The following is a 26,496-nucleotide window of genomic DNA, read 5'->3' on the forward strand; positions in this document are numbered from 1 at the left end:
AATTTAGAGGGTCGCCCTGTTGATGATAAATGAAGATTGAGTACATCAATCATCACTTTATAAGTAGACCAAGATATTCCCGTTAGGCGTTTGAACTGAGGATCAGTCAGTTTCTGTATATCAATATATTTCATGCATAAATTATGCATGAAATATCAAAAAATGTCGGTGCAGAATTACAGCAAATGATTGTTCGGTTTATGAGTTATGCAAGTTGTCTAATTAAAAATTTAATGAATTACATTCTTCTGATCCTGTCAGAATTTATCTCCATATGATCAGCAATTATTCATGTAATCACGTTCTAAGCATGAATAATCCAATAACATAAATTCAATCTATATCAATAGATAGCCATACCTAAAGGCTCATCGAACCAAATCTATCCGTATTTTTCTTCAAATAGAATCCAGAATCCGTTGTTACGGCATTCTTTCTAAGTACCCTGTTCTCATGAGATTTTTTAAATTTTTAGCAGTTTCATGGTTTTCACTGCTAGGGTGGAGCATCGTACCTATTTCCGAACTCCTAAAAGCCATCAAGCACCCGAAGGTGCTTGATGTATGACAGCATGTGATTAATGATACCAACCAAATAATTTAAAAATATAAGGAGCAAAAGTCACCAACATTAACGATGGAAATAACACCATAATCGGCAATAACCAACGTTCATAACGATAATAAAATTTGGTGTATTTTTCTTTGGCTTCAGCATCCGCTGCTCGTACTTCATCATCCCCTACCGACATTCGGGTCAATAAGTGATTCAGTGCTACTGGTGGCGTGACATAACCCAATTCAAAAGCAACCAGTACGATCATCCAGAAATGAATTGGATGAATGCCATTTTCATAAGCCACAGGAGCAACAGTGGCAGCAACCAGAATTACCGCACCAAATGGATCGGTTGTCATACCTATAATTGCAAGCAGTAATGCAATAAATGCCAGCGAAATATAGATATTGCCTAAATGCGTTGGCAATAGGGTCACTACTTCTGAACGTTCAATCAGCCCGCCGACACTCGCGGATAAAGCCATTAAAATAATTAATGCCCCAATATGTCCAACAGTCTCAGCCGAAGCAAACCAAATCGAACTCCCAAAACTGCGCCGATTTGCCTTATGTCCACCATGATCACGTAAAAATTGCGAATTTTGTTCATGCTCTAATGCCAATCTAGTATGTGCATCTTTAGGCTCTGGACTAAACCGATCGGCCCACCAGCGATCAAACATAATATAAGCAATCAGTATGATTGGAAGTACAACGGGCGCTGTAAATTCGTCCATTTGCGTATCTAAACCATACTTATAAAAAGCAATGACAAGCATAGTAATCACAACGTATGGAATCACTGGAACACAAGCACGTAGCATTCCTGGAATGGCAACTTTCGGGGAATTCACTCGGAAACGAGTTTCTGCCAACCACAGTGAAATTCCCAAGAATACAAAAGCGGTTAACCAAAAAACATACATACCATGATCAAATAACTCATCTGAGGTGACATGACGGCTATCCAGCATCGAAATCAAAATAATCAATAAACATGGTCGTATAACAACACCAAGTGAACCCGACATTGCCGAAACAGCTAAGGCAAACTGACGGCGAGAACCTGCATTCCAAACTTCTTTATAAATGATGGCACCCGCAGCAACCACAAAAATCCCCGATGCGCCGGTATACGCTGTCGGAATCGCGGCGGCAATTAAAATTAACCACGTTAAGGTTTCTGGTGCTAAATTCCACGGGCGTAATATGCCTAAAAATAGATCCATGACACGCGTTTGAGTCAGCAACATCCCTGCCCAAATGAACAATGCTAAATTTAAGAAAATTCCTGAAAATTCAACCAAAATACCGAGATAAATCCCTTGCCCCATCGGATAGTCCATGAAGAAGGTAAATGCAATGCCTGTAATAATGGCCATGTATGCATATAAAGGTACACTGAGCAGCGCTAAACCAACATTTCCACCTGCTTGTTTTGGTGCTGGGGGCATAAAGAGCTGAAATAAGCTCAAAATTGTCTGGATCATAAATAATCCGATCCAAATCCAATATCCCGCTAAGGTTTCAAAAGTACTGCTCACGCCAGAATTAATAACCGAATGATACTGACTCACAACGGAATAACTCAGTAAGCCATTCCCCATAATCATAAATAAGGCATAAACACGGTAATCAATTTTTGAAGCTGGTGCGCGTAAGCCAATATGGTGATATTTCACAGTAGCTGAAATTGCCGCGAAGAACACCATCACCAATAAGATGAGTACACGATTCTCAGAGCCAAATTTAAAAATACCGAAAAAGCCTGTTTCTATGGTTCTATAGGTTCTTAAACTTGGATGATCATCTAGATATTTCATAGATTTATCATAAAACTGATATTTTTCTTCACATTGCCGTACACCCGCCAATACGGAAGCACGTACATCTGACTCCGAGGCTGTACCAAAAATATCAGCAAACTCATCAGCTGAACTGGCTTGCATTTGAGTCCGCACTAAAGCATCAACATCTGGGTGACGATTACAATCGGGTTTAACAGGTTCCGCTCGAAGAAATGAGTACTGCATACCCACTGTTTCATTCCCATACAACCGCTCTCCTACACGTAAGAGCTGTCCATGAATCATTTCACCTGTGCCAATAATCAACGTCAAAATTAACAACAGCAAGATTACAAACGTTGAAATCCATTCTGTCCAAATATTCTTGATTAGGTCTAGTCCAGACCTTTTCTGTCCTGCATCCTTCATATGTGTTCCTATTTTTATTTTACTCATCACCAATGATGGTGTAGATATCCTTCAAGGACAGAACATCTCCATATTCTGTGCCAATCTTTATTGTTCAGCTTCACTCTGCATGTATTTTGGACTGAATAAAATGACTGTTTTTGTTTTCTTTCTGCCTAAAATGTCAACTTTTAGAAGTAACTATCCGATAATGAAAAGGAAAATATAATAAACCAAAGACCATTCCCCAGAATGCGCCCAGCAAATGTGCTTCAACCAATACAGGGCTGCCGATCAGTTCTGCTGTTCCAGTATTACCAACCGTGTTTTCCCAAATCAATTTCAGCACAATCAGCCCCAGTACTAGGGCGGCAAATTTACGTTCATGCGTATAACTTAAGTGGATCAATGCCACTGCGACATAAGCACCGTGCAATACGCCTGATAGTCCAGCATAAGCCTCAATGTCAGGAAAAACGTAATAGAAACTTAAGCTGATACAGACTGGAAGCACGACCAATAGGGCAGCCAAATGCCAGATTCTGACATGTGGAAAAATAAAAGGGAAACAGGCAAAGGCAAGCATATTCAGCAAATAATGTATCCATCCGACATGTACCCAATGTCCTGTCCAAAGACGCCAGAATTGCTCCAACAAATCTGGGCGCCAATAGATAAAATAGTCTGCAAAAATCTGTAAACAAGCAGATATTGAGGCAACTCCTGCAATAAAGACCACCTTTCGAGCAAAATATGGGTCATTCATCAGCATCTCCCTCGATTCCTACAGCAATTCTTGTATTGATACTTCAACGCTATGGGCTATTTTTTGCCGTACTTGCGGCATCCTCTGTGGCATTGAATAAGTCATCCAAGCCAGAACTATCCTCTTGCTCATCCCAGAATTTCTGCATACCATCATCGGCTGTACGTTTGCCTGTGTGTTCCGTCCAGTAGCGGTCTGAAATACCCTGCACCATACTGGCGGCCATACTGTCAATCAGCTTAAACTGAGGATTAACAGGTTTTTCATCTGAACGTGCCGCAGCAAACTGTTTTAAAGCATCACGAATTTTGGCATCATCGCCACTGGCTTGTGCTGCTACTGCATATAAGGCATGAGATAAGCGTACGCCTTTTTGCTCACCAATTTGCATGGATTGTTTAAGGGTTTGGTATGGATCTGGTTTACCATCTCCAGCACCTGGCAGCAAAGTCCAAATGGCCGCACGCGTTGCCTCGGGTGCCCCCCAAAACTTTTCATTGTTCAAGCACACCATACCGCGCTCTACAATTGCTGCAATATCTTTCGGTACATTGACTGAACCGCCCGCGTTGATGTCATTGGTCATGGCTTGTACACCGCTGATCAAGCCCAATAAGTACACGGTCTGATCAATGTCACTTTTCATTTTTGGGCAACTCTCACCCAATTCTTGCTGATACTTGGCTTGCCAACGCTTCTCTAAAAGTTGATAACCCGCATATTGCCGCTGTGCTGCTACAGCTGACCAACGCTTTTGCTCAATACGTGCATCTTGAGCTTCTATCACCTGCCCTGCTTTAGACGCACGTAAATACCGTAGTTCAGCATCAAGGGCTCTGTTTTCGGCACATGTGCCCGCAGCAGAATAGAGTAAAATTGCTATACGCGTCGGATCTGCACCCATATCTTGGGTTGACATAATTGCAGGTGTTAACGCATTCCCCGAATTACACACCATATCCGCATCTTCCATAGCTAAAATGGGCGGAACAATATGCTTTTCGCTAAATCCTAAAGCGACATTCGCACCAGATTTCACCACATGCGAACATCCTGTAAATACGGTTGTTGTAATCATTAAAATCGCCATACCTTGGCCAATTTTCTGGACTTGCGACATCTTCCTGTCCTCTATATTTTTTGTTTGTGTCCTTCGCAGTAAACATAGCAGAAGCTATTTTCGAATAAAAGAGTATTTACTCTAATTCAAAGGATTACTTTGCCATGAAAAATAAAGAGAAAAATTGACTGTAGCAGCAGGATTGTTAAATTTTGGGCAAAAAAAAGTAGCATTGCGACGGTTCAGCACATGCTACCTATTAAATGAACGCCCGATGGGCTTTATGTTTGTGCAAATCGATCCTTCAGCACAGTTCCTAAACGTCCTACAACAATTGCCAAAACAATCGCGACCATTAGAAACGACCACGTTGGAAAAATCATAGCGATCTCCTCGTTTGCTGTTGCGTGGTTTTAATGTACAAAGAAAATACAGATTAGTCTGTAAAAATTGTCTAACAATTTATACTTTATGCCAATATATTTATTTTTTGTCTAACAAAGCATTAACGAATTAATATTAAAATTTTGTTTTATATACTTTAATTAAATTGATAAAATTATTAACTGTCTAACAATCAGAACATTTTTGCCAACAATTTAAGTTTTTTCCAGTCTTTGAGTATTAACTGATCATACCAAATGACATAGCTACAAGATGATTGTTGTTGGAAATAAAGCACAATATAAAAATGATGATCAACCACTCGCGTAAGTCGCATGTGCTGTACAACCTGATCGGTTGGCTGAACAGACCATTCATCTATCGAAAATGCTTCAAAATAATGAAGTGTGGCGCGCTTAAATTGCATCCAAAAAGAAAATAGCAGCACAATCAAAATAAGTACGGCCAACCAGACAGGCAATAAAACCGAAACTAAACATTGAATAAGAAACAATAGACCAATCTGAAACACAATCGCCACGCGACTGCGTTTCAAATAATATGCGGTGTTAGCCATGAACGTAATGCTTTAATTTAAGAATAAACGTCTTAATTTCAGCACGTGGCGGTTCGCCGACTTCCATAAACCAATCGAGTAAATCAGGGTCTTCTTGTTCAACTAATTCTGCAAATAACGCTTTTTCTTCAGGAGATGCAGCTAAATAATAATTTCGAACATACGGGTCAAAATACACATCTATTTCTTTTAAACCACGACGTGCACGATAAATCACTTTGCGTTCTTCAAGCGTCATTTCTTCGCTCATTGTATTCCCCTAGACCAAACAGAAGTGCCTTAGTTTAACCGAATCATTGGCGAAGTTTCGAGACATTTCCCCTGAATGACCAAATCTACCAATTTTTTTATGGAATTGAGCATTGCTCACATTGCCCAAGTCACCACAGATCTTTTAATTTCAACCTCACAATGATAATTAATGGACATCATAATCATGCAATCTGGAGCCATTCGCCCACTGACCCACATGTTACCAAGACAACTGTTCAATTCGGAACATGAAGCATTCCGTGACATGGTACGCAAGTTTTATACTCAAGAGGTTGTACCGAATACCGAAAAATATGAACAACAACAACATGTTGATCGAGATTTATGGAATAAAGCCGGTCAGTTGGGCCTACTCTGTGCCACCATGCCCGAAGCTTATGGTGGTTCTGGTGTTGATCGTCTATACAGCATGATCCTAATTGAAGAGCAAGCCTATGCAATGGACTCCGCAACAGGATTCTCTCTGCATTCCGACATTGTCGCCAATTATATTTTTAACTTTGGGAATGAAGCACAAAAACAGCACTGGCTACCGAAAATGGCAACAGGTGAAGTCGTTACCGCCATTGCAATGACCGAACCTAGCACGGGTTCAGACTTACAAGCCATCAAGACAACTGCCATCCTTGAGGGGGATGAATATGTTATTAATGGTTCTAAAATCTTTATCACCAATGGTTATCTGTGTGATATGGCAATTGTGGTCTGTAAAACGGGCCACAGTGACAAAGGTTCTGCCAATCTCTCACTGATTATGGTCGAAGCCAAACGTGTCGGTTTCAGCAAAGGCAAGCCGCTCAATAAAATTGGCATGAAAGGTCAAGACACCTGCGAGCTATTCTTTGATGACGTGCATGTACCCAAGCACAACCTCCTGGGTGCAGAAGGTATGGGCTTTATGATGCTAATGAAAGAATTGGCATGGGAACGTATGCTAGTGGCAATTATTTGTCAGGCAGGTGCCGAAGCAGCATTTGCACATACCGTTCAATATACGAAAGAACGTCAAGCTTTTGGCAAAAGTATTTCTAATTTTCAAAATACTCGCTTTAAATTGGCTGAACTCCGCACCGAAATCGATTTTTGTCGTGCCTATCTTGATCGCTGTATGCAACTTCAACTTACAGAGCAATTAGCTGTCGATGCCGCAGCAGCTGCCAAATACAAAATCTCAGAAATGTTTTCTAAAGTGGTCGATGAATGCTTACAACTGCACGGTGGTTATGGCTACATGCTGGAATATCCAATTGCACGTGCGTATATCGATAACCGTGCCAATCGCATTTACGCAGGCACCAATGAAATTATGAAAGAGCTAATTTCACGAACTTTATAACATCATAAAAAAAGGAGCTTAATGCTCCTTTTTGATTACTTCATAGCTCAAGAAACCAATTTCGGCTTACGTTGGTCATGTGATAGTGCTTTTTGAAACTTTAACACGGCATCTTCAAAGGTTGCATTTTTTAACGCCGTACGATCCGCCAAATAATTATTGGTGACTTTCCATGGCGCGTGCTTCCCCTGTTTCGGCATCACATTGGCAGCACGGGCAATATAACCTGAAGTTAAACTTCCCATCACCGTGTCTTCCAACAGTTCAGTTGGATCACTTTGCGGAATCACCTGCACATAACCTTTTTGATCCATATAGTTAATCAAACGACAAATATAGTCAGCCGCAATATCCACCTTTAATGTCCATGACGCATTAATATAACCAATAATCATCGCCATATTCGGGACATCACTCACCATTACACCTTGATAAAGCATATGCTTTGAGGTATCGATAGGCTGGCCATCTAAAGTTGCCTTTAAGCCCCCTAAAATTTGAATATCTAGGCCTGTCGCTGAAATAATAATATCAGCTTCGAGATGTTTACCTGACTTTAACAAGACACCTGTTTCTGTGAATCGTTCAATTAAATCTGTCTCTACACTGGCTTGACCAGAGCGTAAAATTTTAAACAGATCACCATCAGGCACCACACATAAACGCTGATCCCAAGGATTATAACTTGGGGTAAAGTGTTTCATATCCACTTTACCTTTCAATTGCAACTCAATTGATTTTAATAGGAATTTACGCAAGAGTTTCGGTTGCTTTTGTGCCAAGGCATAGATACCACGTTGCATCCCTATATTGCGTGCGCGGGTCAGTTTATATGCTAGGTCTTCGGGTAAAATTTTACGCATTTTATCGTAAACAAAATCAATCGAAGGAACTGAAGCAATATAAGTCGGTGAACGTTGCAACATGGTCACATGTGCTGCCCCACCTTTTGCCATAGCGGGCACTAACGTGATTGCGGTAGCGCCACTACCAATGATAAGCACCTTTTTCCCACGATAATCTAAATTTTCTGGCCACTGCTGTGGATGAATAAACTCGCCTTTAAACTCTGGCTGATTCGGGAATTTAGGTTGATAACCGTGATCATAATTATAATAACCCGTACAGCCGAGAATAAAGTTTGCTACCCAAGTCTGTTTCTTTTGCTTATGATCTTCAATTTCAACCACCCATTTTTGAATAGTCGAATCATAATTGGCAGAAATAACATTGTGTTTAAAATGAATTTTCGAGGCAAGTTGGTATTCTTCTACAACTTCGGTTAAATAGCCTTTGATTGCAGCACCCTCAGCCAATACACTTGATTGCTGCCATGGTTTGAAATTATAACCAAAGGTGGACATATCTGAATCAGAACGGATCCCAGGATATTTAAACAAATCCCATGTACCACCAATACTCTCTCGACGTTCGATAATTTCATAAGAACGGTTTGGATTATTCTTGGATAAATGTGCAGCTAAACCAATCCCTGAAATACCTGCTCCAATAATCAATATATCAATTTGCTTTTCCATGTTGTTTTTATAACCTGACTGATAATTCTATTTTATTAAAGCACAAATTTGACAATGATCAATGTCAAGTTGAGTGAATTCAGATAAAAATCTTGTCATTTCAGGACAACAATGAATATTGTCGAACAGTAGACAATAAAAAAGGTCGGTTAAAAACCGACCTTTTTCAAGAACAACTGAGTTATCCTGCGAAATTAGTTAACTTCGCGATCTACTAGTTCAACGTAAGCCATTGGTGCAGCATCACCCGCACGGAAGCCCGCTTTAAGAACACGTAGATAACCGCCGTTACGCTCTTTGTAACGAGGGCCAAGAATGGTAAATAATTTACCAACAGTTGCTGCTGAACGAGTACGAGCAAACGCTAGACGACGGTTTGCAACAGTATCGTTTTTAGCTAAAGTGATTAAAGGCTCAGCTACACGACGTAACTCTTTTGCTTTTGGCACAGTTGTTTTGATCAACTCGTGCTCAAACAAAGAGTTAGCCATGTTTTGAAACATCGCTTTACGATGACTGCTTGTACGGCCTAATTTCACACCACTATTACGATGACGCATGGTGATAGTCCTACTTAATTAACGGCTACGATAGGCGAAACGATCGTCCATACGGAGACTAGCTGGTGGCCAGTTCTCTAAACGCATGCCGAGCTGTAAGCCCTTAGAAGCCAGAACATCTTTGATCTCAGTAAGCGATTTCTTACCAAGGTTAGGAGTTTTAAGTAACTCAACCTCAGTACGCTGTACAAGATCACCAATGTAGTAAATATTTTCTGCTTTTAAACAATTCGCAGAACGAACAGTAAGCTCTAGATCATCTACTGGACGAAGCAAAATTGGATCAACTTCTTCACGAGGTTCTTGAGCAACAGGAGCTTGATCTTTTTGAAGGTCAACAAAAATTGCAATTTGTTGTTGCAAAATTGTAGCCGCTTTGCGGATTGCTTCTTCAGGATCAACTGTACCGTTGGTTTCAAGATCAATGATCAGTTTATCAAGGTCAGTACGTTGTTCTACACGCGCATTTTCTACGATGTAAGACACACGTTTGATTGGGCTATAAGATGCATCTAACTGTAAACGACCCACTGGGCGAGTTTCGCCTTCTGGGAAACGTGAGTCAGAAGTCTCATAACCACGACCTTGAGCAACTTTCAGGCGCATTTTTAATGAGCCTGAAGCACTTAAAGTACCGATCAAATGTTCAGGGTTAACCACTTCAACATTATGAGGTAAACGAAGGTCAGCAGCAGTAACGTCGCCAGGACCTTGTTTCTCTAATGTCAAATAAGCTTCATTTTGATCGAACAGCTTAATAGACAATCCTTTTAGGTTCAGCAAGAGCTCGACGATGTCCTGCTGCAAGCCTTCCAAAGTACTGTACTCGTGCTCAACACCTTCAATTTCAACTTCAACCACAGCAGCGCCAGGTAAAGAAGAAAGAAGGATGCGACGTAAAGCATTGCCCAGAGTATGACCAAAGCCACGCTCTAAGGGTTCTAGAATAACTTTTGCCGAGGTCCCGCTAACCGCTTCGACCTTGATCGCTTGCGGAGTTAGAAACTCATTTGCAGTACGCGTCATTATTGCTACCTCAAGGATTATTTAGAATACAATTCTACAATCAAGCTTTCGTTGATTTCAGCAGGTAAATCAGAACGATCTGGTGCAGCTTTAAATGTACCTTCCAACTTAGAATGATCAATTTCCATCCAAGAAGGAATACCACGTTGAGCAGCTAATTCAACTGCGTTTTTGATACGCAATTGTTGCTTAGCACCTTCGTGAACTGCAATCACGTCACCAGCTTTAACTTGGATAGACGCAATGTTAACACGACGACCATTTAAAGTGATAGAACGGTGAGATACAAGCTGACGAGCTTCTGCACGTGTAGAACCAAAACCCATGCGATAAACAACGTTATCTAGGCGGCTTTCAAGCAATTTCAACAAGTTTTCACCAGTTGCGCCTTTAACACGAGCAGCTTCTTTATAGTAGTTACTAAATTGACGCTCTAAAACACCGTACATACGACGTACTTTTTGTTTTTCACGTAATTGTAGTGAATACTCAGATTGTTTTGCACGGCTTTGACCATGTTGGCCAGGAGCTTTAGCATGTTTTTTTGTCTTAACGTCAAATGGTTTAACGCCAGATTTTAATTGCAGGTCTGTCCCTTCGCGGCGAGAGAGTTTGCATTTTGGACCAATATAACGAGCCATGAATGTTTCTCCTTACACGCGACGTTTTTTAGGTGGACGGCAACCGTTGTGCGGGATTGGCGTCACATCGGTAATGCTGTTAATTTTATAACCCACTGCACCTAAAGCACGAACCGCAGATTCACGACCAGGACCAGGACCTTTTACAAGGACGTCCAAGTTTTTCAAACCGTAATCTAAAGCAGCTTTACCAGCAACTTCAGCAGCTACCTGAGCAGCAAACGGAGTTGATTTACGTGATCCACGGAAGCCTTGTCCACCTGAAGTAGCCCAAGCCAATGCATTACCTTGACGATCAGTGATCGTTACAATGGTGTTATTAAAAGAAGCGTGAATGTGTGCAACACCTTCAGAGACGGTACGAGTGACCTTCTTGCGTGCGCGAGTATCTTTAGCCATCTTTTAGCTTCCAGAAATCTTATTTCTTAATAGGTTTGCGCGGACCTTTACGGGTACGTGCGTTAGTTTTGGTGCGTTGTCCGCGGACAGGCAAGCTGCGACGATGACGAAGACCGCGGTAGCAGCCTAAATCCATTAAACGTTTAATGTTCATGGAAATTTCGCGACGTAAATCACCTTCGGTCGGAACCTTAGTAACTTCTGCACGAATCGCATCAAGCTGAGCATCATCTAATTCACGAATCTTAGTCGTTGGAGCGATACCTACAGCAGCTAAGATGTTCTTAGCAGTGTGGCGACCAATACCAAAGATATACGTGAGAGAGATAACAGCATGCTTGTTATCCGGAATGTTTACACCGGCAATACGAGCCATTCAATTTTCTCCAAAAAGGCAGTAGAGATAATCAACCGCCCCACAAAAATCTTGAGGGGCGGATAATAACCTAATTAGCCTACTGAAATCAACAGGTCTTGATCAGATTAACCTTGACGCTGCTTATGACGAGGTTCTGCGCTGCAAATTACGCGAATAACCCCATTACGACGGATAACTTTACAGCTACCACAAATTTTCTTTACAGAAGCTTGTACTTTCATGATGAAACCTCTAAGTGCGCTTATCCCTTCGGATGAGCAGTCGTTTTTCTCATTAACGTTTGATTATCATATTGATGAGATGTGAGATGTGCTTGCAATTGCGCCATGAAATCCATAACAACAACTACAACGATCAGCAAAGACGTACCACCCAGATAGAATGGAATACCAAAAGAACTTTGCAAAATCATTGGCATTAAACACACGATCGCAATATAAATCGCACCAATAAACGTCAAACGATTGAGAATATGATCTAAATAACGAGCAGTTTGCTCACCTGGGCGAATACCAGGCACATAAGCTCCGCTGCGTTTTAAGTTTTCCGATACTTCTTTCGGGCTAAATACTAACGCCGTATAAAAATAACAGAAAAAGATAATTAACGCACCAAAGAGCACCAAATACAACGGCTGTCCAGGCGACAATAAAAGAGCCAAATCTTGAAGACTACGCTTGATTATCCCTGCACTCGGATCTGAGCTTCCCACCCACTGTCCCAAGCTCGCTGGGAACAATAATAAAGAGCTTGCAAAGATCGCTGGAATTACACCTGCCATATTAATTTTTAATGGCAAATGCGTTTGTTGTGCAGTAAATACACGACGGCCTTGTTGTTTTTGAGCATAGTTTACTGGAATACGACGCTGCGCTTTCTCAATAAACACAATTGCTGCCAAAACACCTAGAGACAATAAGCCAAAAATAACCAAGCCAATCAGACTTGTTTGACCATTATCTACCGATGAAATTGATTGCATAATTAAATTAGGCAATCCAGCAACAATACCCGCGAAAATGATCATGGAAATACCATTACCCACTCCGCGTTCGGTAATTTGTTCACCCAACCACATTAAGAACATAGTACCTGCAACCAATGAGGTTACAGCAGGAACATAAAAGGCTAAACCAGCTGACAAGGTAATTCCTTGACTGATCAAACCTGCACACATTCCAGTTGCTTGCACTAAAGCTAAAAGCAACGTACCTTGACGTGTATATTGATTAATCTTGCGCTTCCCTTGCTCTCCTTCTTTTTTCAAAGCTTCGAGTGATGGAATCACAGTCGACATTAACTGCACAATAATCGATGCAGAAATATACGGCATAATTCCCAAGGCAAGAATTGACATTCTTTCTAAAGCACCACCTGAAAACATGTTAAACAAACCAAGGATGGTACCCTGGTTTGCATTAAAGAGGTTTTCAAGTGCAGCATTATTAATGCCCGGTACTGGAATATGCGCTCCTAGTCGAAAAACCAACAATGCACCGAAGAGAAACATCATTCGGCGAATAATTTCACGATATTTCACGTAAAACGGTTGCCCTTTCATCATGTGAACATGACCTGAAGAACTAGGAGACATAGACACTCGCGATTACTCCTCGACTTTGCCGCCAGCAGCTTCAACAGCAGCTTTAGCGCCTTTAGTCAATGCAACACCTTGTACAGTGAATGCACGAGTAATTTCACCAGAAAGTACGATACGAGCACGTAACATATCTTTACGTACAACGTTTGCAGCTTTTAAAGTTTCTAGGCTAACAATATCGCCTTCAACTTTAGCAAGCTCAGATAAACGTACTTCAGCAGTTTTCAAAGCGATTTGGCTAGTGAAACCGAATTTAGGTAAACGGCGATATAACGCAGTTTGACCACCTTCAAAGCCTGGACGAGTACCACCGCTCTTACGTGAATTCTGACCTTTGACACCACGGCCACCAGTCTTACCAACGCCAGAACCGATACCACGACCCAGACGAAGATTATCACGCTTCGCACCTTCTGCAGGCGCAAGTTCATTTAAACGCAGAGTCATGGCTTATTCCTCTACACTAACCATATAGTAGACTTTGTTGATCATACCACGGTTAGAAGGCGTATCTTGCACTTCTACAGTATGACCAATACGACGCAGACCTAAACCTTGTAAGCAAAGCTTGTGATTTTTCAAGCGGTGCGAAGAAGATTTAGTCTGGGTAACTTTAATCGTTTTCATGATTGATTACCCTTGAATTTGTTCTACAGAAAGACCACGTTTAGCAGCTACTTTCTCTGGAGAAGTCATATCACGCAAACCTTTGAAAGTTGCGTTTACAACGTTCGCAGCGTTTGTAGAACCGTAACATTTAGCAAGTACGTTGTGTACGCCTGCAGCTTCAAGAACGGCACGCATAGCGCCACCAGCAATTACGCCAGTACCTTCAGAAGCAGGTTGCATGTACACACGGCTTGCACCATGACGAGCATTCACAGGGTGTTGTAAAGTAGTACCAGCAAGGTCTACAGTAATCATGTTACGACGTGCAGCTTCAAGTGCTTTAGAAATCGCAGCTGGAACTTCACGCGCTTTACCACGACCAAAACCTACACGACCATTACCATCACCCACAACAGTTAATGCTGTGAAAGAGAAGATACGACCACCCTTAACAACTTTGGCTACACGATCAACGGCAACCAGCTTTTCAACAAGACCTTCGTTTTGTTCAACTTTAGCCATGATTAGAACTCCAAGCCGTTTTCACGAGCAGCATCAGCCAAGGCTTTGATACGACCATGATATTTAAAACCAGAACGGTCAAATGCAACTTTAGTAATACCAGCTGCTTTAGCACGTTCTGCGATTAAAGCACCTACTTTAGTCGCTGCTTCAATATTACCAGTTGAACCAGCACGTAAAGTAGCATCTAAAGTTGAAGCTTGCGCTAAAACTTTGCCACCATCTGCTGAGATAACTTGAGCATAGATGTGACGCGGAGTGCGGTTTACACACAAACGAGTCGCACCCAATGCACGAATGTGCAAGCGTGTGCTTTTCGCACGACGCAAACGGGATTGTTTCTTTTCGTTCATAAGAACCTCGCGCCTTATTTCTTCTTAGCTTCTTTACGAAGTACAACTTCATCAGAATAACGAACACCTTTACCTTTATAAGGCTCTGGCGGACGGTAACCACGGATATCTGCAGCAACTTGACCTAAACGTGCTTTATCAGCAGATTTAAGGATAATTTCAGTTGCTGTAGGAGTTTCAGCAGTTACACCTTCAGGAAGCGTATAGTCGATCGGGTGAGAGAAACCAAGGTTAAGGTTAACAATGTTACCCTTAACCGCAGCTTTGTAACCAACACCGATAAGTTGCAACTTACGTTCGAAGCCTTCGCTAACACCTTTTACAAGGTTGTTAAGAACAGCGCGAGCAGTACCAGCTTGCATCCAAGCGTCTTTCGACTCAGCTTTTGGAGCAACAGCTACAATACCGTCTTCCTGTTTAAGCTCGACCAGCGCATGCAGGTTGAAAGACAATGTACCTTTACTGCCTTTCACTTCGACCTGCCGGCCGTTCTGAGTAACTGTAACACCGTTAGGCACAGTTACTGGGGCTTTAGCCACACGAGACATGAGGAATCACCTATTAAGAAACAAAAGCAACAACTTCACCACCAACGCCTGCAGCACGTGCAGCGCGATCAGTCATGATGCCTTTGCTTGTAGAAACAATTGCAATACCTAAACCTTGCTTAACGCTCGGGAGTGCATCTTTACCGCGATACTGACGTAGACCAGGACGGCTTACGCGTTTCACAGTTTCGATAACTGGTTTGCCTTCGAAATATTTTAAAGTGATGGTCAAAGTAGCTTTGCCTTCAACTTCAGCAACTTCTACATTTGAAACATAACCTTCTTGTTGAAGTACGTTTGCAATTGCAACCTTCAACTTAGAATTAGGCATAGAAACAGATTGTTTCTTTGCCATTTGTGCGTTACGAACACGAGTTAACATGTCGGCAACGGTATCTTGCATACTCATTTCTAGTCGCTCCTTACCAGCTTGCCTTAACAACGCCTGGTACATCACCTTGCATTACTGTGTCACGTAATTTGTTACGGCTTAAACCGAACTTACGGAAGTAACCATGAGGACGACCAGTTAAACCACAACGGTTACGAAGACGTACTGGAGATGCATTACGTGGTAATGCTTGTAACTTCATCATCGCTTCGAAACGCTCTTCGTCGCTTGCATTTACATTTGCAATCGTAGCTTTTAATTCAGCACGTTTTGCAGCAAATTTAGCAACTGTCTTTTCGCGTTTCAATTCGCGATTAATCATACCTTTCTTAGCCATATCGACCTCTTATTTGAACGGGAAGCCGAATGCACGCATAAGCGCACGGCCTTCGTCATCGGTGCGAGCAGTCGTAGTAACGGTAATATCCATACCACGAATACGATCAATCTTATCGAAATCGATCTCAGGGAACATGATTTGTTCTTTAAGACCCATAGAGTAGTTACCACGACCATCAAATGATTTCGCAGAGAAACCACGGAAGTCACGGATACGAGGGATCGCAATAGAGATCAAACGGTCTAAGAATTCGTACATACGTTCGCCGCGTAAAGTAACTTTACAACCGATCGGCCAACCATCACGGATTTTGAAACCAGCGATTGATTTGCGAGCTAACGTAAGCACTGGTTTTTGACCAGCAATTGCTTGCATATCAGCTAGAGCACCATCAAGGAGTTTTTTGTCAGCAGCTGCTGCGCCAACACCCATATTGATCGTGATTTTAGTGATGCGAGGGATATCCATCACATTTTTAACGCCTAAAGTCTCTTGTAATTGAGCTTTAAGTTCGTCATTGTAACGCGTTTTAAGTCTGGCCATTGCCTTCTCAACCTATTACTTCGCTACCGCCACTGATTCACCATTTGACTTATAAACGCGAGTTTTCACGCCTTCAGTCACTTGGTAACCAACACGGTCAGCCTTTTGGGTTGTAGCATTAAAAATTGCCACGTTAGAAATATGAAGCGAAGCTTCTTGTGTAACGATAGCGCCTTCAGCACCTGTTGCACGGTTCGGCTTTTGGTGCTTCTTAACCAAGTTAAGGCCTTCAACCATAACACGGTCATTAGAAACAGACAGAACAGTACCCTGTTTGCCTTTTTCCTTACCTGCGATCACAATTACTTGATCGCCTTTTTTAATCTTAGCCATGAGTGCCTCTTATAGAACTTCAGGAGCCAATGAAATGATTTTCATGAACTGTTCAGTACGAAGTTCACGAGTCACTGGTCCGAAAATACGAGTTGCAATCGGCGCTTTGTTGTTGTTCAAAATAACAGCTGCGTTATCGTCGAAACGAATAACTGAACCATCTGGACGACGGATGCCGAATTTTGTACGTACAACCACAGCATTCATCACGTCACCTTTTTTAACACGTGCGCGAGGAATAGCTTCTTTTACAGTAACTTTAATAATATCGCCAACTGAAGCATAACGACGATGTGAACCACCAAGTACTTTAATACATTGTACGCGGCGAGCACCACTGTTGTCTGCTACGTCGAGCATAGTTTCGGTTTGAATCATTGCCCTACTCCAAAACCGTGCATCACCGGTCGCAATTTCGAAAGGCTCAAAGAGTACTCGAAATTGACCGATGATGCAAGAACGTTTAATTACTCAGCAGCAGCTTCAACAACTTCAACTAAAGTCCAAGACTTTGTTTTAGAAATTGGGCGGCTTTCTTTGATTGTCACAACGTCGCCTAATTTAGCAGTGTTGTTCTCATCATGAGCATGTAATTTAGTTGAACGGCGGATTGATTTGCCATACAACGGGTGTTGAACACGACGTTCGATAAGTACAACAATAGACTTGTCCATTTTGTCGCTTACTACTTTGCCGGTTAACGTGCGGACTGTTTTTTCACTCATTGTCCGTTCCCCTGTTTTTCGGTAAGGAGGGTCTTAATACGAGCAATAGTCTTACGAGTAAGCGCAACTTCGTGCGACTTACCCAATTGACCAGTTGCTTTAGCCATACGAAGACGGAATTGGTTAAGCTGTTGCTCATCAAGCAAAGCTGTCAACTCTTCTACCGATTTTTCACGTAGATCTTTAGTTTTCATTACATTACCGTCCGAGTCACGATAGTGGTTTTAAACGGAAGCTTAGCAGCAGCAAGCGTAAATGCTTCACGCGCCAATTCTTCGTTCACACCTTCCATTTCGTACAGGATCTTACCTGGTTTGATTTCACAAACCCAGTACTCCACATTACCTTTACCGTTACCCATACGAACTTCTAATGGCTTTTCAGTAATTGGTTTGTCTGGGAATACACGAATAAAGATCTTACCACCACGCTTAACACGACGGCTAATGGTACGACGCGCAGCTTCAATTTGACGTGAAGTCATACGACCACGTTCAGTTGCTTTAAGCGCGATTGAACCAAATGATACTGTACTACCACGGTGCGCTAGACCAGTGTTACGGCCTTTTTGCACTTTACGGAATTTGGTACGTTTAGGTAGCAACATGGATTATTCTCCCTTGTCAGCAGCACGGTCATTACGACGTCCACGACGTTGCTCTTGACCTTCACCACGACCACGACCGCGTTTAGCTGGACGCTCTTCAGCTGGAGCTGGGTTCATGACTTGTTTCATGCCACCCAAGATCTCACCACGGAAGATCCATACTTTAACACCAATCGTACCGTAAGTCGTTTCAGCACGCATAGTTGAGTAGTCGATGTCCGCACGAAGCGTATGCAAAGGTACACGACCTTCACGATACCATTCTGTACGAGCAATCTCTGCACCACCTAAACGGCCAGAAACTTCAACTTTGATACCTTTAGCACCAGCACGCATCGTGTTTTGTACCGCACGCTTCATAGCACGACGGAACATAACACGCTTTTCTAATTGAGAAGCAATTGCTTCAGCAACTAAACGAGCGTCTAAGTCTGGGCGATCGATTTCGTTGATGCTTACTTGCGCTGGAATACCCATAATTTGAGTAAGTTCACGCTGTAATTTCTCAATGTCTTCGCCTTTTTTACCGATCACGATACCAGGACGTGCAGTGCTAATAGTTACTTTAGCAGCGCCCGTAGGACGTTCGATAAGAATATTGCTGATCATTGCATTCTTAAGTTTTTTAGTTAAAAACTCACGAACTTGAAGATCTTTAAGCAAATATTCAGCGTATTGTTTCGGACTCGCATACCAGTTGGCGTTATGACGTTTTACAACACCAAGGCGGATACCGATTGGATGAACCTTCTGACCCATATCAAACCCCTACCTTAACGGTAATGTGACAAGTACGCTTAGTAATACGATCTGCACGGCCTTTAGCACGTGGCATAATACGTTTAAGGCTAGTGCCTTCATCAACGTAAATCGTAGTTACCTTAAGGTCGTCTACATCTAAACTGTTATTGTGTTCAGCGTTTGCAATTGCAGATTCCAATGCTTTTTTAACCAAAACTGCAGCTTTTTTGTTGCTGAAGTTAAGAATATTAAGCGCGTGAGCAACAGATTTGCCACGGATTAGGTCTGCAACCAAACGAGTTTTTTGTGCCGAGATAGCGGCACCGCGTAATTTAGCAGTAACTTCCATCATAGCACCTTAACGTTTAGATTTCTTGTCAACACCGTGACCGCGATAGGTACGAGTTGGCGCGAATTCACCAAGTTTGTGACCAACCATGTGTTCAGATACGATCACTGGAACATGGTTACGGCCATTATGTACAGAGATTGTTAAACCAACAAAATCCGGGAGGATCATCGAACGACGTGACCAAGTCTTGATCGGCTTACGATTGTTAGCAGCAATAGCAGCTTCAACCTTAGCGAACAAGTGCGCATCGACGAATGGACCTTTTTTCAATGAACGAGGCATTAGTCAGATTCCTTTACTTGACGCGACGATCGCGAATAATCATCTTAGTCGTACGCTTGTTGGTACGTGTCTTGTACCCTTTAGCTTTTTGACCCCATGGGCTTACAGGTTGAATACCTTTGTTACGCCCTTCACCACCACCGTGTGGGTGATCAACTGGGTTCATCGCCATACCACGAACGGTAGGACGAACGCCACGCCAGCGTGCTGCACCTGCTTTACCAAGTGAGCGAAGGTTGCTTTCTTGGTTAGAAACTTCACCAAGAACTGCACGGCACTCAACGTGAATTTTACGCATTTCACCAGAACGTAAACGAACGATGGCGTAAGAACCGTCACGACCCAACAACTGAACTGAAGTACCAGCAGAACGAGCTAATTGCGCGCCTTTACCGATTTTAAGTTCGATGTTGTGAAGAGTAGAACCGATCGGCATGTTGCGAAGCGGCAAGCAGTTACCTGGACGAATTGGAGCATCGTTACCAGATTGAACTTTATCGCCAGCGCGAAGGCCTTTAGGCGCGATGATGTAGCGACGCTCACCATCAGCATACAATACAAGTGCAATGTGTGCTGTACGGTTAGGATCGTATTCAATACGCTCTACAGTCGCAGGAATGCCATCTTTGTTACGTTTAAAGTCAACAAGACGGTAGTGCTGCTTGTGACCACCACCAACGTGACGAGTCGTGATGTGACCGTTGTTGTTACGACCACCAGTACGTTTTTTAGCTTCAACCAACGGAGCATAAGGCGCGCCTTTGTGAAGATGGTCGTGAACGACTTTCTCTACAAAGCGACGTCCAGGAGACGTTGGCTTACATTTTTGAATTGGCATAATTCTCGTCCTTATTCCGCTGTGCTTTCAGCGGTATCGCCCAAGTCAGCCATTTCAACATCTTGGCCAGCTTTCAGGGTGACGTATGCTTTTTTAACATCAGAACGACGTCCTAATGTTTTACCAAAGCGTTTAGACTTACCTTTAGTGATCGTTGTGTTAACTTTAACAACCTGAACACCAAAGAGTTGTTCAACTGCTTTTTTGATTTCAAGTTTATTTGCATCAAGTGCAACTTTAAAAACTTGAACACCAGCAGTCTCACCTAAAACTTGTGCTTTTTCTGAGAATACAGGTCCTTGTAGGACTTGATAGATACGTTCGTTGTTCATCCGAGTTCTACCTCAATTTTCTTAGCAGCAGCAACAGACATAACAACTTTATCGAACGCGATCAAGCTAACAGGATCGATTGCAGTAGCATCAACCACATCAACGTGTGGAATGTTGCGAGCTGCTAGATATAGATTCTCATCTACAGCATCAGTAACGATCAATGCGCGAGTAGCATTCAAGTCGTTAAGTTTCGCAAGCAATTCTTTAGTTTTTGGAGCTGCAACAGCAATCTCTTCAACTAATACAAGGCGATCTTGGCGAACAAGTTCAGCTAAGATACATTGCATTGCACCGCGGTACATTTTGCGGTTTACTTTTTGAGACCAATCTTGTGGACGAGCAGCAAAAGTTTTACCACCACCAACCCAGATTGGGCTACGAATAGAACCAGCACGCGCACGGCCAGTACCTTTTTGACGGAATGGTTTTTTACCACCGCCAGATACGTCAGCACGTGATTTCTGAGCTTTCGAACCTTGACGACCACCAGCTAAGTAAGCTGTAACAACTTGGTGTACAAGAGCTTCGTTAAATTCACGACCGAAAGCAACTTCAGATAATTCAACAGCAGAGCCGGAAACAGTTTTTAAATTCACGTTATTTCCCCTCAGGCCTTGATCGTAGGACGAACGGTAACGTCGCCACCAGTAGCACCAGGAATCGCGCCCTTAACAACTAGAACTGAACGCTCTGTGTCGATAGCAACGATCTCAAGACCCTGTGTAGTTACGCGTTCAGCACCTAAATGGCCAGCCATTTTTTTGCCTTTGAATACGCGACCAGGAGTCTGGTTTTGACCAGTAGAACCTAAAACACGGTGAGAAAGTGAGTTACCGTGAGTAGCATCTTGGGTACGGAAGTTCCAACGCTTAACACCACCTTGGAAACCTTTACCTTTAGACGTACCAGTAACGTCAACGATTTGACCAACTGTGAACAAATCAACAGTTAGAACACCACCAACTTCACGACCTTCAAGATCAGCTTCTGTAGCGCGGAATTCTTGAACTAGACGACCAGCAGCAACACCCGCTTTCGCAAAGTGACCTTTCTGAGCGTTAGTTACACGAGATTCGCGACGTTCACCAGTAGTGATTTGAATCGCTTGATAACCATCAGTTTCAAGCGTTTTGATTTGAGTGATGCGGTTAGGATCAACCTCAATCACTGTTACAGGCACAGAAACACCAGCATCTGTAAAGATACGGGTCATACCGCACTTGCGACCGACTAAACCAATAGCCATGTGCATAACCTCTAAAAAAGCGGCCTAATTAACTTAAAAACGTTAATTAACCGAAAGTCTTAACCCAAAGCGATCTGAACATCAACACCAGCAGCAAGATCTAACTTCATCAATGCATCAACAGTTTTATCTGTAGGTTGAACGATGTCGATCAAACGTTTGTAAGTGCGGATCTCATATTGGTCACGCGCATCTTTGTTAACGTGTGGTGATGTTAAAACGTTAAAACGTTCGATGCGAGTTGGCATCGGGATTGGACCACAAACTTGTGCGCCAGTACGTTTTGCTGTTTCTACGATCTCTTGAGCAGATTGATCAATTAAACGGTGATCAAAAGACTTCAAACGGATACGAATTCTCTGGTTAGACATACCAGTTAACTCCAAGCCAAATATATAAAGAATCACCCTTGACGCATCTCACCCCACTAAATAAAGGGTAAGTGTCAAGAGCAGTGAAATATCACTAAGGTCATGATCGATGCCACGACTGTCACGATGTTAACTACTTTCTTCGCAGTTAACCCCCTTTCATTAAAGGGTCGCTCATTATAGCCATTGTTTAACGCTTAAGCAAATCCATTTTGCCTTTTTTGGTCTTTTTTTCAAATTTCCATGATTTTCAGTTGTTTGTTATTTAACCGCTATGCTGTTTTTTGTAAGACATACTCAATCGCTTGATTGAGCAACTGATTTCCCTCGAAAAAATGTGCCCTCTGTGAGCGTTTTAATTCACTTTCAGTTTGCACAAAGGCTCCAGAAAAGTGAGCCAGCTCATCATCATTCTCTAAAAATAAACTCAGGGTTTCGGGTGTAATTTCGGGATGAAATTGAAAACCGAGTACATTTCTTCCAATCTGGTACATTTGATTACGACATACATCATTTTCTGCCAAATGAATCGCGCCTTTGGGAATTTCAAAGGTCTCACTGTGCCACTGCATGACATTGAACTGCTCAGGTAGCTCAAAGCAATCTTGGGGTACATGTTGTACTTTACGTACCGTCGTCCAACCCAGTTCCTGCATGCCACTCTTACTGACCGCAGCACCCAAAGCATTCGCGATCAATTGTCCACCCAAGCACAGACCAATAGCAGGCTTACCCAATGCCAAATAACGTCTTAGCCAGCGCTTTTCGATTTTTAACCATGGATAATTAACCTCATCATTTACACTCATGGTTCCTCCCATGATGATGAGAAGATCTACATCTTCAATTTGCGGTAAAGCCTCAATTTCCAGAGGTAAATCCACAGGTAAGGCAAAAAATTCTGTGGCTGTAATTTGTGCCTGATGTGCTTTTAAAAACTCATAACAACTACCGAACCCTTCACCAGCAATATGCTGAAAATAATGTACTTTTAAATGCGACTTCATGCGCTGTAACCTATTGTTGTAGCTTTGCTTAGATTTAGCAAAATTGAAGCCAACTTTTGATTTGGTTGCTTGTTTTTACAGTTCTTCCCAATTCGGTAGCGAAAATTGACATATTCTCTTAATCTAGGTTCCATCCTACGCTTTACATGAGTCACATCTTGAACAAGAAACCTCAAACTGCGCTAATTCATGCACCAAGAAAAGCACCCCAATATATTTCTAGCGTTCAACCTCCCCTGTTTCGTGCATCCACCATTATTTTTGAAAATACCGATGCACTATTTAATCGCCACTGGACTGACCCGTATGACTACAGCTATGGCACTCATGGCACTCCAACAACGTTTACTTTAGCAGATCAAATCGCTCAAATTGAAGGTGGCGAATACTGCTTATTGGCACCCAGTGGACTTTCTGCAATTAATTTAGTCAATTCCGCTTTACTCGCGCAAGGCGATGAAGTCTGGGTACCCGATAATGTCTATGGTCCTAATATGGAGCATCTGCGTAATCTGGAAAAACGCTACGGCATTCAAGTGCAAGTTTATAATCCTGTAGATGTTACAAGTTTTACCCCATCCGACCATGCCAAACTCCTTTGGCTTGAAGCTGCGGGATCCGTCACCTTAGAATTCCCTGATTTAATCGGCTTAGTTCAAAAAGCACAAGCTGAACAGATTTTGACAGTGTTGGATAATACTTGGGGTGCTGGTTTAGCCTTTAATCCGTTTGATTTTTCTGATGAACATTTGGCTGTAGATATTAGTGTGCATGCCTTAACCAAATATCCGAGTGGTGGTGGTGATATTTTGATGGGCTCTGTGGTGACACGCAATCAGCAACTACATCATCAATTATTCCGTATGCATGCTATACAAGGGATTGCCGTTTCTGGCGATGACACCGCCCAGATTCAGCGTAGCTTGGCTCACATGGCCATCCGTTACGAACAACAAGCAACATCAGCCTTAAAACTACTTGCATGGTTAAAACAACAACCGCAATTTAGTCAGGTCTTACATCCGAGTGATCCTGATGCTGCAGGGCATGCACACTGGAAACAAGTGTGCCTCACAGGCAAAAGTGCAGGCTTGGTGAGTGTGATTTTTAAGCCCGAATATGACTTAAAAGCAGTGCGTGAATTTTGTGATCATCTGAATTTATTTAAGCTCGGATTTAGCTGGGGTGGCCCAATCAGCTTGGTCATGCTGTATGAACTCAACCACATGCGTTCACTGAAAAATACACATTTACAACAAGGTTTATTGGTCCGCTTTTGTATAGGACTAGAAGATGCTGACGATTTAGTCCAAGATATTCAAAACGCATTAAAACAGCTCGAATAAATTCTAAAATAGGTGAAAAATGAGTAAACCAATCGTCATTGCAAAAAAAACCACGGATACCACACAAGACATTGTTTTACATTCTCAATTTGCCAATCGGCACGGTCTAATTGCGGGTGCAACGGGAACTGGTAAGACGGTGACCTTAAAGGTATTGGCGGAAAGTTTTTCACGCATTGGTGTACCGGTTTTCCTTGCCGATGCCAAGGGCGATGTTTCTAGTCTAGCCCAAGCTGGCAGTAGCAATCCAAAATTTGATGAACGCATTAAAAACCTAGGCATTGATTCCATTCCCTTTGCTGCCTCACCTATGGTTTTCTGGGATTTATTTGGCGAGCAAGGACATCCAATTCGCAGCACAGTATCTGAAATTGGACCACTTTTACTGGCACAAATGTTGAATTTAAACGACACACAGGAAGGGGTTTTATCGGCAGTTTTTCGGATTGCAGATGATCAGGGGCTACTATTGATTGACTTTAAAGATTTAAAAGCCATGCTCGGTTATGTCAGCGAACATGCCGCAGAATTTAAAGCTGAATACGGCAATCTCTCCCCTGCCAGTCTAGGGGCCATTCAACGCAACTTACTGGCACTGGCCGATCAGGGCGGAGATCAGTTTTTTGGTGAACCTAGTTTGAATATTCTTGATTTTATTCAAACCGATGCCGATGGTCGAGGTTACATCAATTTACTTGCAGCAGATAAATTGATGAACACCCCCAAACTGTATGCCACTTTTCTCCTCTGGATGCTCTCTGAGTTATTCGAGCAGTTACCTGAAGTTGGCGACATGGATAAACCGAAACTGGTGTTCTTCTTTGATGAAGCTCATTTACTTTTTGATAATGCCAGTGCTGCACTGCAAGAAAAAATTGAACAAGTAGTACGCTTAATTCGCTCCAAAGGCGTCGGGATTTATTTTGTAACCCAGAATCCGTTGGATTTACCTGAAAGCGTATTAGGGCAACTGGGGAATCGAGTACAACATGCATTACGCGCCTTTACCCCTAAAGATCAAAAAGCAGTTAAAACTGCAGCCACAACTTTTCGTGCCAATCCTGAGTTTGATGTCGAGCAAGCCATTACCGAACTGGGCGTTGGTGAAGCGCTAATCAGTTGCCTCGATGAACAAGGCATACCACAAATTGTCGAGCGTGGCTGGGTCATGCCTCCCTACTCTGCGTTTAGCCCAATTTCACCCGAAATCCGCAAAGCATTAATGAGCAAAAGTAGCGTGGCAGGCGTATATGAACAAAGTATAGACCGTGACAGCGCTTACGAACGTTTACAGCAAAAAGTGGCTGAACGCCAACAGCAAGCTCAAGCAGATGTCCTTGCGAAAGAACAAGCTAAACAACAAGAAACCTTTGCTAAACAACAGGCCAAAGATCAGGAACGTATAGCGCGAGAACAACAAAAAGAAGCCGATCATGCTGCCAAGCAGCGGGAAAAGTTCACCGAAGATATTGTGGGAACTTTTGCCAAAAGTGCTGCCCGCAGTTTAGGTGGCTCTACAGGACAAAAAATTATGCGTGGTTTACTCGGTTCTTTATTTGGTGGTAAATAGCGTTCTAATCATTTTTCAACGCCATCGACATATCAAGATACCAATACCGACCTTAGATTTTCCATCATTTCTAAGGTCTTTTTTTCTCCACAACCCCTTAGATTATTTATTCCATAAAAATAATAGGGTTTTGTGTTAAAAATAGA

Annotated in this window: 37 protein-coding genes and 1 pseudogene; 3 read left to right on the top strand and 35 right to left on the bottom strand. The window is 42.4% G+C overall.

Translation table 11 applies throughout. The features are described from left to right. Window positions 1–577 precede the first annotated feature (577 nt). The 5 genes from E0H82_RS10000 to E0H82_RS10020 form a co-directional block, all read right to left on the bottom strand. Complete coding sequence (locus tag E0H82_RS10000; protein ID WP_131264501.1) at window positions 578–2,773, bottom strand: TRAP transporter large permease subunit; 2,196 nt, start codon at window positions 2,771–2,773, stop codon at window positions 578–580. A 163-nt stretch (window positions 2,774–2,936) separates the two neighbouring features. Then, window positions 2,937–3,518, bottom strand: coding sequence for a rhombosortase (rrtA, locus tag E0H82_RS10005; protein ID WP_131264502.1), 582 nt, complete (start codon window positions 3,516–3,518; stop codon window positions 2,937–2,939). 49 nt (window positions 3,519–3,567) lie between these two features. After that, entirely contained in the window at window positions 3,568–4,638 is a 1,071-nt protein-coding gene (locus tag E0H82_RS10010) for a hypothetical protein (RefSeq protein WP_131264503.1), read from the bottom strand. A 517-nt stretch (window positions 4,639–5,155) separates the two neighbouring features. Then, window positions 5,156–5,539: a hypothetical protein gene (locus tag E0H82_RS10015; protein ID WP_131264504.1), complete on the bottom strand. Its 384-nt coding sequence runs from the start codon at window positions 5,537–5,539 to the stop codon at window positions 5,156–5,158. Further along, on the bottom strand, window positions 5,532–5,789 hold the full coding sequence (locus E0H82_RS10020; RefSeq protein ID WP_016168582.1) for a succinate dehydrogenase assembly factor 2: 258 nt from the start codon (window positions 5,787–5,789) through the stop codon (window positions 5,532–5,534). Before E0H82_RS10020 ends, E0H82_RS10015 begins: the two co-directional genes overlap by 8 nt. Window positions 5,790–5,975: 186 nt before the next feature. Between E0H82_RS10020 and E0H82_RS10025 the strand changes: the two genes are divergently transcribed. After that, on the top strand, window positions 5,976–7,148 hold the full coding sequence (locus tag E0H82_RS10025) for an acyl-CoA dehydrogenase family protein (RefSeq protein WP_131264505.1): 1,173 nt from the start codon (window positions 5,976–5,978) through the stop codon (window positions 7,146–7,148). A gap of 47 nt (window positions 7,149–7,195) precedes the next feature. Here the strand turns inward: E0H82_RS10025 and E0H82_RS10030 are convergent, their stop codons facing one another. The 30 genes and pseudogenes from E0H82_RS10030 to E0H82_RS10175 form a co-directional block, all read right to left on the bottom strand. Beyond that, entirely contained in the window at window positions 7,196–8,686 is a 1,491-nt protein-coding gene (locus E0H82_RS10030) for a flavin-containing monooxygenase (protein WP_131264506.1), read from the bottom strand. 194 nt (window positions 8,687–8,880) lie between these two features. Beyond that, complete coding sequence (gene rplQ, locus E0H82_RS10035) at window positions 8,881–9,246, bottom strand: 50S ribosomal protein L17 (RefSeq protein WP_116761942.1); 366 nt, start codon at window positions 9,244–9,246, stop codon at window positions 8,881–8,883. An 18-nt stretch (window positions 9,247–9,264) separates the two neighbouring features. Continuing rightward, on the bottom strand, window positions 9,265–10,272 hold the full coding sequence (locus tag E0H82_RS10040) for a DNA-directed RNA polymerase subunit alpha (RefSeq protein WP_116761944.1): 1,008 nt from the start codon (window positions 10,270–10,272) through the stop codon (window positions 9,265–9,267). 17 nt (window positions 10,273–10,289) lie between these two features. Continuing rightward, window positions 10,290–10,913 (bottom strand): 30S ribosomal protein S4, encoded by a 624-nt coding sequence (rpsD, locus tag E0H82_RS10045; RefSeq protein WP_016168587.1) that lies wholly within the window; start codon window positions 10,911–10,913, stop codon window positions 10,290–10,292. 12 nt (window positions 10,914–10,925) lie between these two features. After that, the gene (gene rpsK / locus E0H82_RS10050) at window positions 10,926–11,312 is read right to left on the bottom strand and encodes a 30S ribosomal protein S11 (protein ID WP_004281491.1); all 387 of its coding nucleotides are present in this window, start codon (window positions 11,310–11,312) and stop codon (window positions 10,926–10,928) included. Window positions 11,313–11,331: 19 nt separating this feature from the next. After that, on the bottom strand, window positions 11,332–11,688 hold the full coding sequence (rpsM, locus tag E0H82_RS10055; protein ID WP_016168588.1) for a 30S ribosomal protein S13: 357 nt from the start codon (window positions 11,686–11,688) through the stop codon (window positions 11,332–11,334). 107 nt (window positions 11,689–11,795) lie between these two features. Continuing rightward, window positions 11,796–11,912, bottom strand: coding sequence for a 50S ribosomal protein L36 (gene rpmJ / locus E0H82_RS10060; protein ID WP_000867907.1), 117 nt, complete (start codon window positions 11,910–11,912; stop codon window positions 11,796–11,798). 20 nt (window positions 11,913–11,932) lie between these two features. Then, window positions 11,933–13,252 (bottom strand): preprotein translocase subunit SecY, encoded by a 1,320-nt coding sequence (secY, locus tag E0H82_RS10065; protein WP_171458285.1) that lies wholly within the window; start codon window positions 13,250–13,252, stop codon window positions 11,933–11,935. A 45-nt stretch (window positions 13,253–13,297) separates the two neighbouring features. Further along, on the bottom strand, window positions 13,298–13,738 hold the full coding sequence (rplO, locus tag E0H82_RS10070; protein ID WP_131264507.1) for a 50S ribosomal protein L15: 441 nt from the start codon (window positions 13,736–13,738) through the stop codon (window positions 13,298–13,300). A 3-nt stretch (window positions 13,739–13,741) separates the two neighbouring features. Then, window positions 13,742–13,918, bottom strand: a complete 177-nt coding sequence (rpmD, locus tag E0H82_RS10075; protein ID WP_000849088.1) for a 50S ribosomal protein L30 — start codon at window positions 13,916–13,918, stop codon at window positions 13,742–13,744. Between the two features lie 6 nt (window positions 13,919–13,924). Continuing rightward, complete coding sequence (gene rpsE, locus E0H82_RS10080; RefSeq protein ID WP_004657688.1) at window positions 13,925–14,422, bottom strand: 30S ribosomal protein S5; 498 nt, start codon at window positions 14,420–14,422, stop codon at window positions 13,925–13,927. A gap of 2 nt (window positions 14,423–14,424) precedes the next feature. After that, window positions 14,425–14,775, bottom strand: coding sequence for a 50S ribosomal protein L18 (gene rplR, locus E0H82_RS10085; protein WP_131264508.1), 351 nt, complete (start codon window positions 14,773–14,775; stop codon window positions 14,425–14,427). A gap of 14 nt (window positions 14,776–14,789) precedes the next feature. Then, complete coding sequence (gene rplF / locus E0H82_RS10090; RefSeq protein ID WP_131264509.1) at window positions 14,790–15,323, bottom strand: 50S ribosomal protein L6; 534 nt, start codon at window positions 15,321–15,323, stop codon at window positions 14,790–14,792. Between the two features lie 13 nt (window positions 15,324–15,336). Continuing rightward, complete coding sequence (gene rpsH / locus E0H82_RS10095) at window positions 15,337–15,732, bottom strand: 30S ribosomal protein S8 (RefSeq protein WP_116761950.1); 396 nt, start codon at window positions 15,730–15,732, stop codon at window positions 15,337–15,339. Window positions 15,733–15,745: 13 nt separating this feature from the next. After that, the gene (rpsN, locus tag E0H82_RS10100; RefSeq protein WP_004754234.1) at window positions 15,746–16,051 is read right to left on the bottom strand and encodes a 30S ribosomal protein S14; all 306 of its coding nucleotides are present in this window, start codon (window positions 16,049–16,051) and stop codon (window positions 15,746–15,748) included. 9 nt (window positions 16,052–16,060) lie between these two features. After that, entirely contained in the window at window positions 16,061–16,597 is a 537-nt protein-coding gene (gene rplE, locus E0H82_RS10105) for a 50S ribosomal protein L5 (RefSeq protein WP_116761952.1), read from the bottom strand. A gap of 15 nt (window positions 16,598–16,612) precedes the next feature. Next, the gene (rplX, locus tag E0H82_RS10110) at window positions 16,613–16,930 is read right to left on the bottom strand and encodes a 50S ribosomal protein L24 (protein ID WP_116761954.1); all 318 of its coding nucleotides are present in this window, start codon (window positions 16,928–16,930) and stop codon (window positions 16,613–16,615) included. A 9-nt stretch (window positions 16,931–16,939) separates the two neighbouring features. Continuing rightward, the gene (gene rplN, locus E0H82_RS10115; RefSeq protein ID WP_001982634.1) at window positions 16,940–17,308 is read right to left on the bottom strand and encodes a 50S ribosomal protein L14; all 369 of its coding nucleotides are present in this window, start codon (window positions 17,306–17,308) and stop codon (window positions 16,940–16,942) included. An 89-nt stretch (window positions 17,309–17,397) separates the two neighbouring features. Then, complete coding sequence (rpsQ, locus tag E0H82_RS10120) at window positions 17,398–17,655, bottom strand: 30S ribosomal protein S17 (protein ID WP_016168596.1); 258 nt, start codon at window positions 17,653–17,655, stop codon at window positions 17,398–17,400. Continuing rightward, window positions 17,652–17,849: a 50S ribosomal protein L29 gene (rpmC, locus tag E0H82_RS10125; protein ID WP_004650482.1), complete on the bottom strand. Its 198-nt coding sequence runs from the start codon at window positions 17,847–17,849 to the stop codon at window positions 17,652–17,654. The genes rpsQ and rpmC overlap by 4 nt, the downstream gene beginning before the upstream one ends. Beyond that, window positions 17,849–18,262: a 50S ribosomal protein L16 gene (gene rplP / locus E0H82_RS10130; protein WP_016168597.1), complete on the bottom strand. Its 414-nt coding sequence runs from the start codon at window positions 18,260–18,262 to the stop codon at window positions 17,849–17,851. The genes rpmC and rplP overlap by 1 nt, the downstream gene beginning before the upstream one ends. Then, window positions 18,202–19,021, bottom strand: a pseudogene (gene rpsC, locus E0H82_RS10135) (30S ribosomal protein S3). The gene rplP and the pseudogene rpsC overlap by 61 nt, the downstream one beginning before the upstream one ends. A 1-nt stretch (window position 19,022) precedes the next feature. Continuing rightward, a complete protein-coding gene (rplV, locus tag E0H82_RS10140; RefSeq protein WP_004691320.1) occupies window positions 19,023–19,352 on the bottom strand; it encodes a 50S ribosomal protein L22 in 330 nt (109 codons plus the stop codon). Between the two features lie 9 nt (window positions 19,353–19,361). Then, window positions 19,362–19,637, bottom strand: coding sequence for a 30S ribosomal protein S19 (gene rpsS / locus E0H82_RS10145; RefSeq protein ID WP_004281508.1), 276 nt, complete (start codon window positions 19,635–19,637; stop codon window positions 19,362–19,364). A gap of 13 nt (window positions 19,638–19,650) precedes the next feature. Then, window positions 19,651–20,475: a 50S ribosomal protein L2 gene (rplB, locus tag E0H82_RS10150; protein ID WP_116761960.1), complete on the bottom strand. Its 825-nt coding sequence runs from the start codon at window positions 20,473–20,475 to the stop codon at window positions 19,651–19,653. A gap of 11 nt (window positions 20,476–20,486) precedes the next feature. Further along, window positions 20,487–20,807 (bottom strand): 50S ribosomal protein L23, encoded by a 321-nt coding sequence (rplW, locus tag E0H82_RS10155; RefSeq protein WP_116761962.1) that lies wholly within the window; start codon window positions 20,805–20,807, stop codon window positions 20,487–20,489. After that, window positions 20,804–21,406 carry a 50S ribosomal protein L4 gene (gene rplD, locus E0H82_RS10160; RefSeq protein WP_016168601.1) on the bottom strand — a complete coding sequence of 201 codons (603 nt, stop codon included), beginning with the start codon at window positions 21,404–21,406 and terminating at the stop codon, window positions 20,804–20,806. The genes rplW and rplD overlap by 4 nt, the downstream gene beginning before the upstream one ends. A gap of 11 nt (window positions 21,407–21,417) precedes the next feature. Continuing rightward, window positions 21,418–22,056, bottom strand: a complete 639-nt coding sequence (gene rplC, locus E0H82_RS10165) for a 50S ribosomal protein L3 (protein ID WP_116761964.1) — start codon at window positions 22,054–22,056, stop codon at window positions 21,418–21,420. A gap of 59 nt (window positions 22,057–22,115) precedes the next feature. After that, window positions 22,116–22,427: a 30S ribosomal protein S10 gene (gene rpsJ, locus E0H82_RS10170; RefSeq protein WP_000070912.1), complete on the bottom strand. Its 312-nt coding sequence runs from the start codon at window positions 22,425–22,427 to the stop codon at window positions 22,116–22,118. 272 nt (window positions 22,428–22,699) lie between these two features. Continuing rightward, window positions 22,700–23,434: a type 1 glutamine amidotransferase gene (locus E0H82_RS10175; protein ID WP_131264510.1), complete on the bottom strand. Its 735-nt coding sequence runs from the start codon at window positions 23,432–23,434 to the stop codon at window positions 22,700–22,702. Between the two features lie 158 nt (window positions 23,435–23,592). On the opposite strand from E0H82_RS10175, the gene E0H82_RS10180 reads away from it, so the two are divergent. After that, complete coding sequence (locus tag E0H82_RS10180; protein ID WP_228258646.1) at window positions 23,593–24,780, top strand: PLP-dependent transferase; 1,188 nt, start codon at window positions 23,593–23,595, stop codon at window positions 24,778–24,780. 19 nt (window positions 24,781–24,799) lie between these two features. Next, the gene (locus tag E0H82_RS10185; RefSeq protein WP_131264512.1) at window positions 24,800–26,350 is read left to right on the top strand and encodes a helicase HerA-like domain-containing protein; all 1,551 of its coding nucleotides are present in this window, start codon (window positions 24,800–24,802) and stop codon (window positions 26,348–26,350) included. The last annotated feature ends 146 nt before the right edge of the window (window positions 26,351–26,496 follow it).

Source organism: Acinetobacter sp. ANC 4910 (assembly GCF_004331035.1).
In the GTDB taxonomy this organism is placed as follows: Bacteria; Pseudomonadota; Gammaproteobacteria; order Pseudomonadales; family Moraxellaceae; genus Acinetobacter.